This window comes from Bradyrhizobium sp. AZCC 1719 (genome assembly GCF_036924525.1).
Classification (GTDB): domain Bacteria; phylum Pseudomonadota; class Alphaproteobacteria; order Rhizobiales; family Xanthobacteraceae; genus Bradyrhizobium.
The window spans coordinates 5,469,021-5,482,210 of record NZ_JAZHRU010000001.1 but is presented as its reverse complement, the minus strand read 5'-3'; the positions used below and the strand labels follow the sequence as shown (position 1 = coordinate 5,482,210).

General features: G+C 62.9%; 14 protein-coding genes. 8 read left to right on the top strand and 6 right to left on the bottom strand.

The window, feature by feature from the left end:
- The first annotated feature begins 11 nt into the window (after window positions 1-11).
- The 3 genes from ntrX (at window position 12) to hflX (ending at window position 3,320) form a co-directional block, all read left to right on the top strand.
- Entirely contained in the window at window positions 12-1,382 is a 1,371-nt protein-coding gene (gene ntrX, locus V1292_RS25855) for a nitrogen assimilation response regulator NtrX (protein ID WP_028346102.1), read from the top strand.
- Between the two features lie 301 nt (window positions 1,383-1,683).
- A complete protein-coding gene (gene hfq / locus V1292_RS25850) occupies window positions 1,684-1,932 on the top strand; it encodes an RNA chaperone Hfq (protein ID WP_006020546.1) in 249 nt (82 codons plus the stop codon).
- A gap of 11 nt (window positions 1,933-1,943) precedes the next feature.
- Entirely contained in the window at window positions 1,944-3,320 is a 1,377-nt protein-coding gene (gene hflX / locus V1292_RS25845; protein WP_334375455.1) for a GTPase HflX, read from the top strand.
- 20 nt (window positions 3,321-3,340) lie between these two features.
- Here hflX and mazG read toward each other — a convergent pair whose 3' ends face one another.
- Window positions 3,341-4,195, bottom strand: coding sequence for a nucleoside triphosphate pyrophosphohydrolase (gene mazG, locus V1292_RS25840; RefSeq protein ID WP_334375453.1), 855 nt, complete (start codon window positions 4,193-4,195; stop codon window positions 3,341-3,343).
- Window positions 4,196-4,325: 130 nt separating this feature from the next.
- Between mazG and queC the strand changes: the two genes are divergently transcribed.
- Window positions 4,326-5,036, top strand: coding sequence for a 7-cyano-7-deazaguanine synthase QueC (gene queC / locus V1292_RS25835; RefSeq protein WP_334375451.1), 711 nt, complete (start codon window positions 4,326-4,328; stop codon window positions 5,034-5,036).
- 135 nt (window positions 5,037-5,171) lie between these two features.
- Here queC and V1292_RS25830 read toward each other — a convergent pair whose 3' ends face one another.
- The 4 genes from V1292_RS25830 to V1292_RS25815 are packed head-to-tail and all read right to left on the bottom strand — an operon-like array spanning window position 5,172 to window position 8,129.
- Window positions 5,172-5,558, bottom strand: coding sequence for a nitrile hydratase accessory protein (locus V1292_RS25830; protein WP_334377165.1), 387 nt, complete (start codon window positions 5,556-5,558; stop codon window positions 5,172-5,174).
- Entirely contained in the window at window positions 5,558-6,217 is a 660-nt protein-coding gene (gene nthB, locus V1292_RS25825) for a nitrile hydratase subunit beta (protein ID WP_334375450.1), read from the bottom strand. Before nthB ends, V1292_RS25830 begins: the two co-directional genes overlap by 1 nt.
- Window positions 6,217-6,858 (bottom strand): nitrile hydratase subunit alpha, encoded by a 642-nt coding sequence (gene nthA, locus V1292_RS25820; RefSeq protein WP_334375449.1) that lies wholly within the window; start codon window positions 6,856-6,858, stop codon window positions 6,217-6,219. Before nthA ends, nthB begins: the two co-directional genes overlap by 1 nt.
- 53 nt (window positions 6,859-6,911) lie before the next feature.
- Window positions 6,912-8,129: an MFS transporter gene (locus V1292_RS25815; RefSeq protein WP_334375448.1), complete on the bottom strand. Its 1,218-nt coding sequence runs from the start codon at window positions 8,127-8,129 to the stop codon at window positions 6,912-6,914.
- 149 nt (window positions 8,130-8,278) lie between these two features.
- Here V1292_RS25815 and V1292_RS25810 point away from each other — a divergent pair, with 149 nt between their 5' ends.
- Both V1292_RS25810 and V1292_RS25805 read left to right on the top strand, forming a co-directional pair.
- Entirely contained in the window at window positions 8,279-9,085 is an 807-nt protein-coding gene (locus V1292_RS25810) for an enoyl-CoA hydratase/isomerase family protein (RefSeq protein ID WP_334375446.1), read from the top strand.
- A 248-nt stretch (window positions 9,086-9,333) separates the two neighbouring features.
- A complete protein-coding gene (locus V1292_RS25805) occupies window positions 9,334-9,693 on the top strand; it encodes a rhodanese-like domain-containing protein (RefSeq protein WP_442895565.1) in 360 nt (119 codons plus the stop codon).
- 152 nt (window positions 9,694-9,845) lie between these two features.
- Here the strand turns inward: V1292_RS25805 and V1292_RS25800 are convergent, their stop codons facing one another.
- Complete coding sequence (locus tag V1292_RS25800; RefSeq protein WP_334375444.1) at window positions 9,846-11,048, bottom strand: Xaa-Pro peptidase family protein; 1,203 nt, start codon at window positions 11,046-11,048, stop codon at window positions 9,846-9,848.
- 574 nt (window positions 11,049-11,622) lie between these two features.
- On the opposite strand from V1292_RS25800, the gene V1292_RS25795 reads away from it, so the two are divergent.
- Both V1292_RS25795 and gvpJ read left to right on the top strand, forming a co-directional pair.
- On the top strand, window positions 11,623-12,135 hold the full coding sequence (locus tag V1292_RS25795) for a DUF1269 domain-containing protein (protein ID WP_334375443.1): 513 nt from the start codon (window positions 11,623-11,625) through the stop codon (window positions 12,133-12,135).
- 757 nt (window positions 12,136-12,892) lie between these two features.
- The gene (gene gvpJ, locus V1292_RS33965; protein ID WP_442894547.1) at window positions 12,893-13,189 is read left to right on the top strand and encodes a gas vesicle protein GvpJ; all 297 of its coding nucleotides are present in this window, start codon (window positions 12,893-12,895) and stop codon (window positions 13,187-13,189) included.
- Window position 13,190: the final 1 nt, after the last annotated feature.

Sequence of the window (13,190 nt, the reverse complement as noted above, 5' to 3'; positions counted from 1 at the left end):
AGGTGTAACCCATGGCCAGTGACATTCTGATTGTCGACGACGAAGCCGATATTCGTGACCTCGTTGCGGGCATCCTGGAAGACGAAGGCTTCAATACCCGTACCGCGCGCGACAGCGATTCGGCGTTGGCCGAGGTCGCCAACCGCCGTCCGCATCTGGTGTTTCTCGATATCTGGCTGCAGGGCTCCAAGCTCGACGGCCTGCAACTCCTCGAGCAAATCAAGAAGGAGCACGCCGACGTTCCGGTGGTGATGATCTCCGGCCACGGCAACATCGAGACCGCGGTGGCGGCGATCAAGCGGGGCGCCTATGACTTCATCGAAAAGCCGTTCAAGTCCGACCGGCTGATCCTGGTGGCGACGCGGGCGCTGGAGACCTCGCGCCTCAAGCGCGAGGTGAAGGAACTCAAGCAACTGGCTCCCACCGCGAGCGTTCTCACCGGACGCTCCGCCTGCATGAACCAGTTGCGCCAGACCATCGACCGTGCGGCCAAGGCCAACAGCCGTATCCTGATCGTCGGCCCTTCCGGTTCGGGCAAGGAACTGGCAGCGCGCACGCTGCACAACGCATCGAGCCGTGCAGAAGGCCCGTTCGTCGTCATCAACGCCGCGGCGATCACCCCGGAACGGATGGAAGTCGAGCTGTTCGGCATCGAGCAGACGAACGGCGAGCAGCCGCGCAAGCCAGGCGCGTTGGAAGAGGCACACGGCGGCACGCTCTTCATCGACGAAATCGCCGACATGCCGCGCGAAACCCAGAACAAGATCCTGCGCGTGCTGGTCGATCAGACCTTTCAGCGCTCAGGAGGCGCCGCCAAGATTCATGTCGACGTCCGAATCATCTCCTCGACCGCGCGCAATCTGGAGGAGGAGATCGCGGAGGGGCGTTTCCGGGAGGATCTCTACCATCGACTGTCAGTGGTGCCGATCCGTGTTCCCCCGCTGTCGGAACGCCGCGAGGATATCCCCGAACTGATCGATTATTTCATGGACCAGATATCGGCGGCGACGGGCTTGCCGAAGCGGCAGATCGGCCAGGATGCAATGGCGGTATTGCAGTCCCATGTCTGGCCCGGCAACGTCCGCCAGCTCCGGAACAATGTCGAGCGCGTCATGATTCTGGCCGGCGGCGGTCCGGAAGCGATCATCACAGCCGATATGCTGCCTCAGGATGTCGGCTCGATGGTGCCGGCGATGCCGACCAGCAACAATGGCGAGCACATCATGGGGTTGCCGCTGCGCGAGGCACGGGAAGTGTTCGAGCGTGACTACCTGATCGCGCAGATCAGCCGGTTCTCGGGCAATATATCGCGTACGGCCGAATTCGTCGGCATGGAGCGTTCAGCGCTGCACCGCAAGCTCAAGGCACTGGGTGTTGGCTGAGGCTGATTGAATCGCGCTTATGCGATGCGAATCGAACGCGCCGTCAACCCAATGGGGTCGCTCCGATCCATGCATCTGCTTGGGAATATTTATCTCTTTCCGGACACTTGCGGAGAATGGCCACTGGGTTCCGCGCCGGTGGCGCCCGAACCGGCTTGCCTAATAACCGCGCGTACCCTCTAATCGCGCTGTCGAGCCGACCGGAGGGGGATCTCAGGGTGGGCCGGCAGGTCGGGGCAGGCTCCGTGAGAGAGCAACAACGGCTTAATAAAAAGAAGCACAAGACGGCGGGACAAAAACAATGGCGGCAGACCGCGCACAAAATCTACAAGACACCTTCCTAAATCACGTTCGTAAAACAAAAACGCCACTGACGATCTTTCTGGTCAACGGAGTAAAGCTGCAGGGGATAGTCACTTGGTTCGACAATTTCTGCTTGCTGCTTCGGCGCGACGGCCACTCGCAGCTAGTCTACAAGCATGCGATCTCGACCATCATGCCCGGCGCTCCGATCCAGTTGTTCGAGGGCGGTGAGGATGCTCCGGCTTGAGAGTGAACTGATTGGAACCCTTCGACCGTGAAGGGAGCGCCGACCGTCCGCGGTCGGCGGGGGCCAAACAAAGCGGGCGGGTGATCGTCATCGGCCCATATTTGCGAATGCGCCGCGGCGATGCCGATGCGCAGGCGAACGAGGCTGCGCGCGATTTCGAGGGCCGGCTTGAGGAAGCCACGGGTCTGGCGCGCGCCATCGACCTCACGATCGCCGACGCGCTGATTGCGCCAGTCACCCAGATCCGTCCAGCGACTTACCTCGGCAAGGGAAAGGTCGAGGAGATCACGGGCCTGATCGCAGGCCATGACATCGAGCTGGTCGTGATGGATTGCGCGTTGGCGCCGATCCAGCAGCGCAACCTCGAGAAGGCCTGGAACACCAAGGTGCTCGACCGCACCGGACTGATTTTGGAAATTTTCGGCCGCCGCGCCAAGACCAAAGAAGGCGCGCTGCAGGTCGAGCTCGCGCACCTGAACTATCAGCGCAGCCGTCTGGTGCGGTCCTGGACCCATCTGGAGCGCCAGCGCGGCGGTTTCGGCTTCATGGGCGGCCCCGGCGAGACCCAGATCGAAGCCGACCGCCGCCTCATTGGCGACCGCATCACGCGGCTGGAAAATGAACTGAAGAAGGTGCAGGCGACGCGGCGGCTGCATCGCGCCGGCCGGCAGCGCGTGCCGTATCGGGTGGTTGCGCTGGTCGGCTACACCAATGCCGGCAAATCGACCTTGTTCAACCGGCTTACACGTGCCGAAGTGCAGGCGGCCGACATGCTGTTTGCGACGCTGGACCCGACCTTGCGCGCGCTGAGCCTGCCGCATGGCGGCAAGGCGATGCTCTCCGATACCGTCGGATTCATCTCCAACCTGCCGACGCAGCTCGTCGCCGCCTTCCGCGCCACGCTGGAAGAGGTGCTGGAGGCCGATATCATTCTCCACGTGCGCGACATCTCGCATGAAGACGCGGAGGCGCAGGAGCGCGACGTTGATGCCGTGCTGCGTCAGCTCGGCATCGATCCGGATGCCGGCGCACGTATCCTCGAGGTCTGGAATAAGATCGATCGCTTCGATCCCGAAGAACGCGAGAACCTGCGCAACATCGCCGCGCGCCGCCCGCCGGAGCGGCCGTGCTTCCTGGTCTCCGCCGCGTCAGGCGAGGGGATCGATGCGCTGCTGACAGCGATCGAGGATCGCCTGGCGGCCACGCGCACGACGCTCGACCTCTCCATCGACGCTTCCGACGGCGCCGGCATCAGTTGGCTGCATCGCAATGCCGAAGTGCTCAACAAGGAGCTCCGCGACGGACGCTTCGACATGACGGTGCGCGTCGACGAGACCAAGCGCGATATCGTGGTGTCGCGGTTTGATGCCGTTCCGCGGGTGGCGTAATTGTCGCGCGAACGCGCGTCCTATCTTCGATCACTCCCCGCTGCGGCTGAGGCGGCCGGTTGTTCCGCACCCTTTGCTTCATTCCACAACGCGTCCATTTCGGCGAGCGATGCGTCTTCGAGCGAACGGCCATTCGCTGCAAGCGCGCGCTCGATATAGGCAAAGCGGCGCTCGAACTTGGCGTTGGTGCCGCGCAGCGCGGTTTCGGGATCGGCGCCGACATGCCGCGCCAGATTGACCAGGGCGAACAGCAGATCGCCGGTTTCGGCCGCGAGTTCGTCAGGCTTGCCGTTGTCCAGGGCTGCTTCGATCTCGTCAGCCTCCTCACGAATCTTGCTGAGCACCGCGCGGGGATCGTTCCAGTCGAAGCCGACGGTGGAGGCCTTGCGCTGCAATTCCATCGCGCGCGTCAGCGCCGGCTGGCCGGCCTTGACGGCTGCGAGCAGCGATTTATGCGTGGTCTCCTCCGGCGGCCGCCGCGCCGCGCGTTCGGCCTTTTCCTCGGCCTTGATGCGTTCCCACGCGCTCTTGACGCCCGCGGGAGCGATGTTGCCGTCCTTGTCGGCGAACACATGCGGATGACGGCGTATCAGCTTGCCTGTGATCGCCTCGACCACGTCGCCGAAGGCAAAGGCGTTCTGCTCTTCCGCCATGCGGGCGTGATAGACGACCTGCAGCAGGAGATCGCCGAGTTCCTCGCGCAAGTCATCGAGATCGCCGCGTGTGATCGCGTCGGCCACCTCATAGGCTTCTTCGATGGTGTAGGGCACGATCGTCGCGAAGTTCTGTTCGAGGTCCCACGGACAGCCCGTGACCGGCGTGCGCAGTGCCGCCATGATCTCGATGAGGCGGGAAATATCGCGGGAAGGGGTCATGGGGTTTCCGTCGCTTGGTGGGGCAGGTCGCTTTATGCCGCAAGCGATCGACCGATCCCAGCGGAACAGGCTAAAATCGAGGCAATTTCCACCGGTTGGCCTTGAAGCGCGGGAGTGCTAATTGCCCGTCATGAGCGACCAATCATCGTCCGAAACCGCGCTGGTGCTGTTTTCCGGCGGGCAGGATTCCACCACCTGCCTTTCTTGGGCCTTGCGGCGCTTTGCGCGCGTCGAAATGCTCGGCTTCAGCTACGGCCAGCGCCACGCCATCGAGCTGGAATGCCGCGACCGGCTGCTGTCGGGCTTAAGGTCGTTGCGGCCGGATTGGGCGGCAAAACTCGGCGAAAGCCACACGCTGGAAATTCCGACACTGGCGGAAATTTCCGATACCGCGCTGACCCGCGATGTCGCGATCGAAATGGGCGCTGACGGATTACCCAACACCTTCGTGCCAGGCCGTAACCTGGTGTTTCTCACCTTCGCGGCGGCGCTGGCGTACCGGCGTGGCATCCGCCACATCGTCGGCGGCATGTGCGAGACCGACTACTCGGGCTATCCGGACTGCCGCAACGAGACCATCAAGGCGCTGCAGTCCGCACTCAATCTCGGCATGGCGAAGAATTTTGAGCTGCATACGCCGCTGATGTGGCTCGACAAGGCGTCCACCTGGAAACTCGCGCAGGAGCTTGGCGGAGCAGGGCTAGTCGATCTGATCCGCGAGCATTCCCACACCTGCTATCTCGGCGAGCGCGGCGCGCAGCACGATTGGGGCTATGGCTGCGGCGAATGTCCGGCCTGTGCGCTGCGGGCGAAGGGCTGGCGGGAATATGCGGGGGCGTAGCTCGCGCGACATAGGCCGCTCATTCGCATGTCATCGTCTGCGAAAGCAGGCGAACCAGTATTCCAGAGACTTCGTTTGAGCCGATAAGCCGCGGCGTACTGGATACCCCGCCTTCGCGGGTATGACGACCGGTGTCTACTTCCCAAAATCCTCCGCCCTCAGCTCGATCGGCGCGCCGTGGGGCGTGCGGTCGGCGGCGTGATCCCAGGCGTCACGGTAGCGATGCAGGACATCTGACGTTATGACGCCCTTGGCGGCGACGAGCGTTTCCAGCGTCGCTAGCCAGTGCCGGTAGTAGGTCTCGCCCGTATCTGGATCGCCTTCGGCCTGCGCGCGCTTGATTTGCGCCCCCAGCGTCTCCGCCCATTCCTTCCAGGTGAAGACGCCGGCCTCATGCAACGCCAGCGCCATCGCAAAGGCGCGCGCTTCCCATGGCTCGCGAAATACCGGGCCGTCTTCATCGCGCGGCACGCCGGGAACGGCGACCGCGGCGCGCATGGCCTGCTGCGGGGTCAAATCCATCACGCGCGCTCCAGATAGGATTCCCAGGCGTCGACGGAGACGCTGAGCGTCGGGTCGCCGTCCTTGCCCCACAATTCCGGTCCGTCGAAACGCACGGTGTAGAGCCATTGCGGGTCTTCGCCCTGGCCAAGCGAATTGGTGTCAGGGAAGACGTGGCAGCCGTGATTGAGCTCGATGGTGCCGAGATGGCCACGGACATATTGCGGCAGCCGCGTATGCGTTACCGGGTGGATGTCTTTCATCCGCACAATGTCACCGATTGCAAACATCGCAGGTGCTTTCGCCTCGCGTTCGGTCGGGCCGCCGCGGCGGATCGCCGGCGTGACCTCATTTGGAGCGATCGGCTTCACGCCAGGCTTGGGCGGCGCCAGCACTTTGCCGGCCTCGATTTCCTCGCGCGTCACCAGCCCGCGCTCGATCATCAACGTTTCCAGACCGGCCAGCCAGATCTCGAAATAGCTCTTGCTGAGGTAATCCTCGGGCGGCCGGTTCTCGCGCGCAAACCGCGACATGTCGATGTTCCAGCCGCCCGGGCGCGCCATGGCAACCGTCAGCGCAAAGGCCCGGCGCTCCCAGTCAGCATGAAACACCGGCTCGTTCGGCTCCGGCACAACAGAACCAAAGCCCTCGGCACCGCCCATGTCATGCGCGCCGTCCATCAGGCAGCCTCACGGGGCTGCTTGGGCAGGCCGGTACCTATCATGCTGTCGCGGGTGACGAGTTCGGCGAGTTGCTCGGCGCTCCAGCCCTCGGTACCCTCAGGGCGCATCGGCAGCACGAGGTAGCGGACTTCGGCCGTGGAATCCCAGACCCGGATTTTGGTGGTGTCCGGCAGCGTCACGCCGAAATCCTTCAGCACGCCGCGCGGGTCGGAGACGGCGCGCGAGCGGTAGGGCGCGGATTTGTACCAGACTGGCGGAAGCCCCAGCACGGGGTGCGGGTAGCAGGAGCACAGCGTGCACACGACCATATTGTGCTGCTCAGGTGTGTTCTCCACGACGACCATATGCTCGCCCTGTCGGCCCGAATAGTCGAGCTCGGCAATTGCCGCGGTCGCGTCCTTCATCAGCCGTTCGCGATAGGCGGGATCGCTCCACGCCTTGGCGACCACGCGAACGCCGTTGCGCGGTCCGATTTTCTTTTCATAGAGATCGATCAGGAGATCGAGCGCGGCCGGATCGACATAGCCCTTTTCGGTCAAGATCGATTCCAGTGCGCGCACGCGCAGCTCGGTCTCCGAGAGCTCGGAATGCTCGTGGTCGTGATGATGGCCGTGGTTGTCGTGGTCAGGGTCGCTCATGCCGTCAGGATAGGCGCAAAATCCGGGCTATGTCGAGGCAGGGAATCTGCTCTTTATGCCGGCTGCAGCCGCTCGCGTGATCGCGACGGCAGTGGCGGGAACGTCAACGCAATCGCCATTGCGGCGAGGCCTACGCTGAACGCGCCGATGTAGAGCCAGCGGTAGTCGTGGAAAGTGTCGAAGATCATGCCCCCGGCCCACGGCCCGAACGCCATGCCAAGGCTCGATACCATCGTCGCGGCGCCGAACACCGTTCCCATGATCCGGGGACCGAAATATTCGCGCGCCAGCACGGCATAGAGCGGCATCACGCCGCCATAAGCCGTTCCGAACACGATCGCGAGCGCGTAGAACTCGCCGAGTTTGCTGACGTAGAGATAGGTCCCAATCGCCAGCGCCTGCACCAGGAGGCCGCAGACCAGCACCCGCTTGGCGCCCAGCCGATCGGCGAGGATGCCGAGGAGGAGACGCCCGCCGAGCCCCGACAAGCCTTCCACGCTATAGATGCTGACCGCGGTCATCGCCGGGATGCCGCAAAGCATCGCGTAGCTGACCATATGGAAGATCGGGCCGGAATGCGCGGCGCAGCACGCGAAGAAGGTCAGCGCCAACACCACGAACTGGGGCGAACGAAGCGCGCCCGCAACAGACCATCCTGCTCCCGGATCGTTACCAGCGCCCGACGCCGGCAAGGCGGATGGCCTCGCCACCGGGGGCTGCCGGACCAGCAGCGCGGCCGGTATCAGCAAGGCCCACGCCATCAAGCCCACGATCATCATCGCGGTACGCCAATCGTAGGTCGAGATCAGCCAGCGCGCGAATGGCGAGATCGTCATCGGCGCCACGCCCATCCCTGCGGACACCAGCGAGACGGCAAGGCTGCGATTGTTCTCGAACCACACTGTCGCGGCGGCGATCATCGGCGCGAAGAAGGCGCCCGCGGCGAGGCCGACGAGAATGCCGTAAGTGAGCTGGAATTCGATCAGGGAAGTCGCGCGGCTGGCAAGAAACAGGCCGAGTCCAAGGAGCAGGGCGCCGCAGAGGACGACCGGACGCGTGCCAAACCTGTCGCTGGCCGCGCCCCAGGCAAATCCGGCCATGCCCATGGTCAGGAAATCGATGGTCATCGCACCCGAAATTCCGGCGCGCGACCATTCCGTTTCCGTCGATATCGGTTCCAGATAGACGGCCAGCGAGAACATGGCGCCGATGCCGACGCATGTCATCAATGCGCCCGTGCCGACGATCACCCAGCGATATGATGGTCCCATCTGCAAAATGCTCCTTGTTCGCCCCGATCCGCGCCAAGCGGATGCGATGGTTTCGCGAACAAGACGAACGGGAACCGACGAAGGATTCAGGTTCGCGGGAATTCTTTCTGGTCTAAACTTTCGAAAAATGACGAACAGGGAGTGATGGATTGACCGGGTTTGTGACGATTGAAAAAGGCCTCGGGCCGGACGGCCGTATCGCTGTTGTGCGTTTCGACCGCGGCGACGGCGTCAATGCGTTGTCGCCGGAAGCGCTGCGCCAGCTTACCGACGCCGCCCGCAGTTTTGAGGATGATGGTGACACATCGGTCGTGGTGCTGACTGGCGGCGCAAAGTCGTTCAGTGCCGGCTTTGATCTCAAGGACCCCGAGGGCCGTTCGCGCAAGACCATGGACCTCGGAGCCTTGCGCCGGCACTTGAAGCTCGGGCCGCGGCTGACCCGGGCCTGGCAGGACATGGAGCAGATCACGATCGGCGCCATCGAGGGCTTTTGCGTCGGCGGCGGCGTGGCGCTGGCGGTCGCGCTGGATTTCCGGGTGATGGCCCGCGACGCCCATATGCGCGTGCCCGAGATCGGCCTCGGCATGAATATGAGCTGGCAGAGCGTGCCGCGCATGCTGCACCTGATGGGACCAGCCCGCACCAAGCAGGCCGTAATCCTGGCCGACCAGCGCATCACAGCGGCCGAGGCTTACGAATGGCGCCTGGTGGAGGAGGTGGCCGATGCCGGCAAGGCCTTCGACGCCGCGATGGCGCTCGCCGTCAAAATCGCCGCCCAGCCGCCGCTGTCGGTTGCCATGACCAAGCTAACGATCAATCGCCTTGCGCACGCGCTCGACGATCTCGCCAGCCACATGGACGTCGACCAGTTCGCGCTGGCGAGCATGACCGAGGATCACAAGGAAGGCGTGGCAGCGTTTCTGGAGCGGCGCAAGCCGAAGTTCAGGGGGAAATAGCGCAGTATGGCCGCGTTGGCCAGATTTGCCGCGACAACCAGCAGGATTGCCACACCCAAAAATATAGCGCAGCATCCTTCAATTGCATGATCGAAATCAAAACGGGATGGACTATTAGCCCCTTGCAACTTGCGACGGCCTTGCTGTGCGGATTTGGCATTGCGTGCCTTGCGGGAGCTTAGATTAGAACACCAGCCGTTGCTGGCGAGCCCACATATGGAGAAGGCCCAATGAAAACCGTACAAGCGATGCTCGCCGAAGCCGATGCCGAAGTCCCGCGTATCAGTCCCGATGAAGCTAAGGGATTGCTGGGAAGGGCCGATGTACTTTTCCTCGATGTTCGAGAGCCTGCGGAAGTTACCGCCTCTGGAAAAGTTCCGGGTGCTGTCGCCATTCCGCGCGGCCTCGTGGAATTCAAGGCGGATCCTGCCTCTGCGATGCACGATAAGGCCTTCGACCGCACCAAGACGGTTGTTGCTTACTGCGCATCCGGCGGGCGCTCCGCGCTGGTGGGAAAGACGCTGAAGGATATGGGTTACGGCAACGTACGCAATCTCGGCGGCTTCAAAGGCTGGTTGGACGCAGGCGGAGACGTCGAAAAGGGCTGAGCCGCAAGCCAACGTTCGCGGGCGACCGCGCATCGCGACGGTCGTTGCAACCTTCAAGTCACATGGTCTTCGCTCGATGGACTTGCCGGCGCCCGCGGCGGTCAACTGAGCTGGCGTGAAGTTGGGCCTTTGTTGACTTCAAAAGCCCAACCTCACCGCACCAGTGCGCTGCCGCCGATATTCCAGCCGCGGCTGCCTTCGCCGAAGATCTCGTAGCCGGTTGCGGTCACTGCGACCGTGTCCTCCAGCTTAATGAAGCCGCGGCGCGGGTGCTTCATCGTCGTTTCGATCGATACCACCATGCCGGGCTCCAAGGGCCGGCGCGCGTCGGGATCATCGTAGGGAATAGGCCCCTTGGCCGTCAGGCGAGGGGCCTCGTGGCTGACTAGCCCCATGCCGTGCGCCAGAAAGTCGGTGCAGTCGCGCTGGCTCGACTGCGCGAGCCGCTTTTCCGCCGCGGCATAGATTTCGCCACCCATCGCGCCCGGCCGCACCGCGGCGAATGCCGTCCGCTGGACGGATTCGATTTCGGCCAGCAGGTCCTTGAGCTCGCTGTCCGGTTCGCCCAGCACGGCCATCCGCGCGAGGTCGCCAATATAGCCGTGATAGTTGCCGCCGGAATCCAGCGAGAGCACGTCGCCGGTTTCCCAGCGGTCGGCAGAAGGCGCGCGGTTGTGGCTGGCGCCGCAGGCCAGCAGGCAATACTCGAAAGTCAATCCGCGCTTGACCTCGGCAATCCTCAACGCGTCGAAAAGCTGCTGCTTGGTGGTGCCGGGGCCGTGGTCTGCGATCACCTCGTTCATGGATTCGATCACCAATTCGGAGGCCTTTTTTAGCTTGGCCAGTTCCGCCGGTGATTTCACGGCACGCAGGCGCTCGAGCACCAACAGCGCATCCTTGATCTCGCTATCGGGCAGGGCGTCCGAAAGAGCCCTGCCGGCGTCCATCGGCAGGAACGGCATTTCGACCCCGATCCGCTTCATCGGTACGCCCGCGCTCTTGATCAGGCCTGCCGCGAGCAAAACGGCATCCAACGAGCCGTTGCCCTCGGTGCGGACTTGCGGAACCCACAGCGGCGCCACGGCTCGCTGGTGCGTTTCCAGCCGGTGCCCGATATAGGCCGCCTTGTCGGGCGCACCTTTCGGGTAGATCAGGACGGGCAAGTAACGGCTGACGCCGAGTGCGTCCATATAGTCGAAGAAGATCGCGCGCTCCGCGTCGAGCAGGTATTGGACGTTATGCTTGGAAGTCGCGACCAGGATATCGATTCCAGCCGCTTCCATAAGGGAATCGAGCTTGGCGGTGTCGAATGGAATGGCGCGAGCTTCGGTCGGACGACTGGCGCGTTCTTGCATGATGAGACCTCCGTTGCGGCCGGCATGAACCAACTGGCCTCGGGGCTTTGTGTTTCGCCTGGAGCCGCATTGTGGGTGGAAAGCGGGGGTTCGTACCAGCGATGAAATCAGCGGGCTCCAATGCAGATTGGCGAACGCTGGCTGCTGACGGTCCGGCTCGAGCTCGCGAGCTGATTGAGCTGTCGACTGGTCCGTCCACCGGCAACGCTCACCACATCGTGAAGGTCACTCAGGGCGAGGCTAGAGCACCAATTGCCTCTCAGGTTGTTGTTGGCCTTGAAACAGCATCAGAGTTGTCGCCAGGAGCGTTGTGCGTCATCGTCAAGTCTGGACCGGCTGGGGTTGGCGTACGGTACCGGTGAACGTTTGCGGATGAGATCAGTCGCCTTGCCACCAAGAATGATCGCGGTGGCGCTGGGTGCGACAAGTGCTGCCCGGTGCCATCGCAATATCGATCAGTCCGTGAGTGGCGGCAACTCCCCGGCGGGCCCGACGCTCATTGGGGAATTGGGATGGAGGCGGGCACAGACAAAGCAATGCCGATGTTCAAACTTGTCTACGAAAGGAGAGCACAATGAGCGATCTGGTCGTTCTCGGCTTTGATGGACTGCACACCGCAGATGAGGTGCTCAACAAGCTGCGGTCTCTGCAGAAGGAGTACCTCATCGATCTCGAAGATGCTTGCGTCGTTGAACGCGAGAAGGGCGGTAAAGTCTACCTCAAGCAAGCCGTCAGCCTAACGAAAGTTGGCGCGGCCACCGGCGGGACCACCGGCGCCTTGTGGGGCGCGCTTGTCGGTCTCCTTTTCCTGAATCCGCTCGCCGGAATGGCGCTCGGTGCAATTGCCGGTGCCGGCATGGGCGCTTTATCAGGCTCTCTCACCGACTTCGGAATCCGTGACGACTTCATCAAGAAGCTCGGAGAGACGATTCCGGAAGGATCCTCTGCGCTCTTTGTGCTCTTCAGGAAAGTCACCGAAGACAAGGTGCTGCCGGAGATCGAACCGTTCAAGCCGCGCGTCCTTCGAACCTCCCTCTCAACCGATGCGGAGAAGAGGCTCACGACCGAGCTAAGCAAGGCGGCGTGATCGGCGCGCAAGACCAGCGTCATGACGCGGCGGACGTCCCTCTCTGATATCGCGCGCCGGACCAAGCAGCCGCCGCCATAGGCGCATCTTGGTTCGGGCGCATGCGATTATGCGTTCTCGTCGGACGCGACATATGCGGTATAGGCTTCGGTGATCTTCACGCGAACGTCGGGGCCGGCAGGCAACGCCAGCTTGGCGACGGTGGCAGTGGCTGCGGATTGAGGTTCTGCGCACAGGCGACCGATGCCGTGCTGCTGGATTGAATGCCGAGTTGCGGGCGGGCCATGAGGCTTGTTCCAGCCGCAGCGGAGCGCGACCGAGCGCAATACGTCTGCCTTCTAATCTTCCACAGCAGGGACGGGTCTGACGGACTCGTTATTGGCCTAAGCCGCGACTCGTTTCTGTTCTCAGTGCATGTCGTTTCTGATTGGATCTGAGTCTCGGCAGCAAAAAACGGAAATGTTCACCGGCTGTTTCACCGCTGCATTCGAGTCCACTCCGGTTCCATTCGAGTCAAACTGCCGATTTTCCTGGTTGCATCGGAGTCCACCTAAGAGCGCCAAGGCGCGACGCGCAGTAGGGCCCCACGGAAACCCTTTGCACTGACAGTGAAAATTGGCGGCGAGCGCATGCGGCAGCGCGAGGCGACGCGGCTTACGTCCTCGTTTTGAAACTGATGCGAAGCCATGCGCGTATCAGCTTCCGGAAGGACAAATCGTGTTTTCCGGAAGGAGCAAACCGTATGACTGGAATAGCAATGACTCAAACGCCTCAAGCAAACGGCAGATTGTCGGGCGAGCTGTACAAAGTCGTTGAATTGATCCTGGACCGCGGGCTGGTCATCGACGTGTTCGTGCGTGTGTCGGTGATCGGCCTCGAGGTGGTCACCATCGATGCGCGGGTCGTCGTGGCCGGCGTCGATGCTTACCTGCGCTTCGCCGAGGTGTGTGGCCGCCTCGATCTCACCGGCAGCAGCCCCCGGATCGGCCGCTCGCTGCCCGACGGCGCGCTGCCGCTCGAGCTACCCGGCCGGGCGCGCACGGAAATCGGCTGAC

What these genes read in the sequence shown, in the direction of transcription:
- ntrX (WP_028346102.1), top strand. Translation starts at nt 12, where the DNA reads ATGGCCAGTGACATTCTGATTGTCGACGACGAAGCCGATATTCGTGAC.
- hfq (WP_006020546.1), top strand. Translation starts at nt 1,684, where the DNA reads ATGGCGGCAGACCGCGCACAAAATCTACAAGACACCTTCCTAAATCAC.
- mazG (WP_334375453.1), bottom strand. Translation starts at nt 4,195, where the DNA reads ATGACCCCTTCCCGCGATATTTCCCGCCTCATCGAGATCATGGCGGCA.
- queC (WP_334375451.1), top strand. Translation starts at nt 4,326, where the DNA reads ATGAGCGACCAATCATCGTCCGAAACCGCGCTGGTGCTGTTTTCCGGC.
- V1292_RS25830 (WP_334377165.1), bottom strand. Translation starts at nt 5,558, where the DNA reads ATGGATTTGACCCCGCAGCAGGCCATGCGCGCCGCGGTCGCCGTTCCC.
- nthB (WP_334375450.1), bottom strand. Translation starts at nt 6,217, where the DNA reads ATGGACGGCGCGCATGACATGGGCGGTGCCGAGGGCTTTGGTTCTGTT.
- nthA (WP_334375449.1), bottom strand. Translation starts at nt 6,858, where the DNA reads ATGAGCGACCCTGACCACGACAACCACGGCCATCATCACGACCACGAG.
- V1292_RS25815 (WP_334375448.1), bottom strand. Translation starts at nt 8,129, where the DNA reads ATGGGACCATCATATCGCTGGGTGATCGTCGGCACGGGCGCATTGATG.
- V1292_RS25805 (WP_442895565.1), top strand. Translation starts at nt 9,334, where the DNA reads ATGCTCGCCGAAGCCGATGCCGAAGTCCCGCGTATCAGTCCCGATGAA.
- V1292_RS25800 (WP_334375444.1), bottom strand. Translation starts at nt 11,048, where the DNA reads ATGCAAGAACGCGCCAGTCGTCCGACCGAAGCTCGCGCCATTCCATTC.
- V1292_RS25795 (WP_334375443.1), top strand. Translation starts at nt 11,623, where the DNA reads ATGAGCGATCTGGTCGTTCTCGGCTTTGATGGACTGCACACCGCAGAT.
- gvpJ (WP_442894547.1), top strand. Translation starts at nt 12,893, where the DNA reads ATGACTCAAACGCCTCAAGCAAACGGCAGATTGTCGGGCGAGCTGTAC.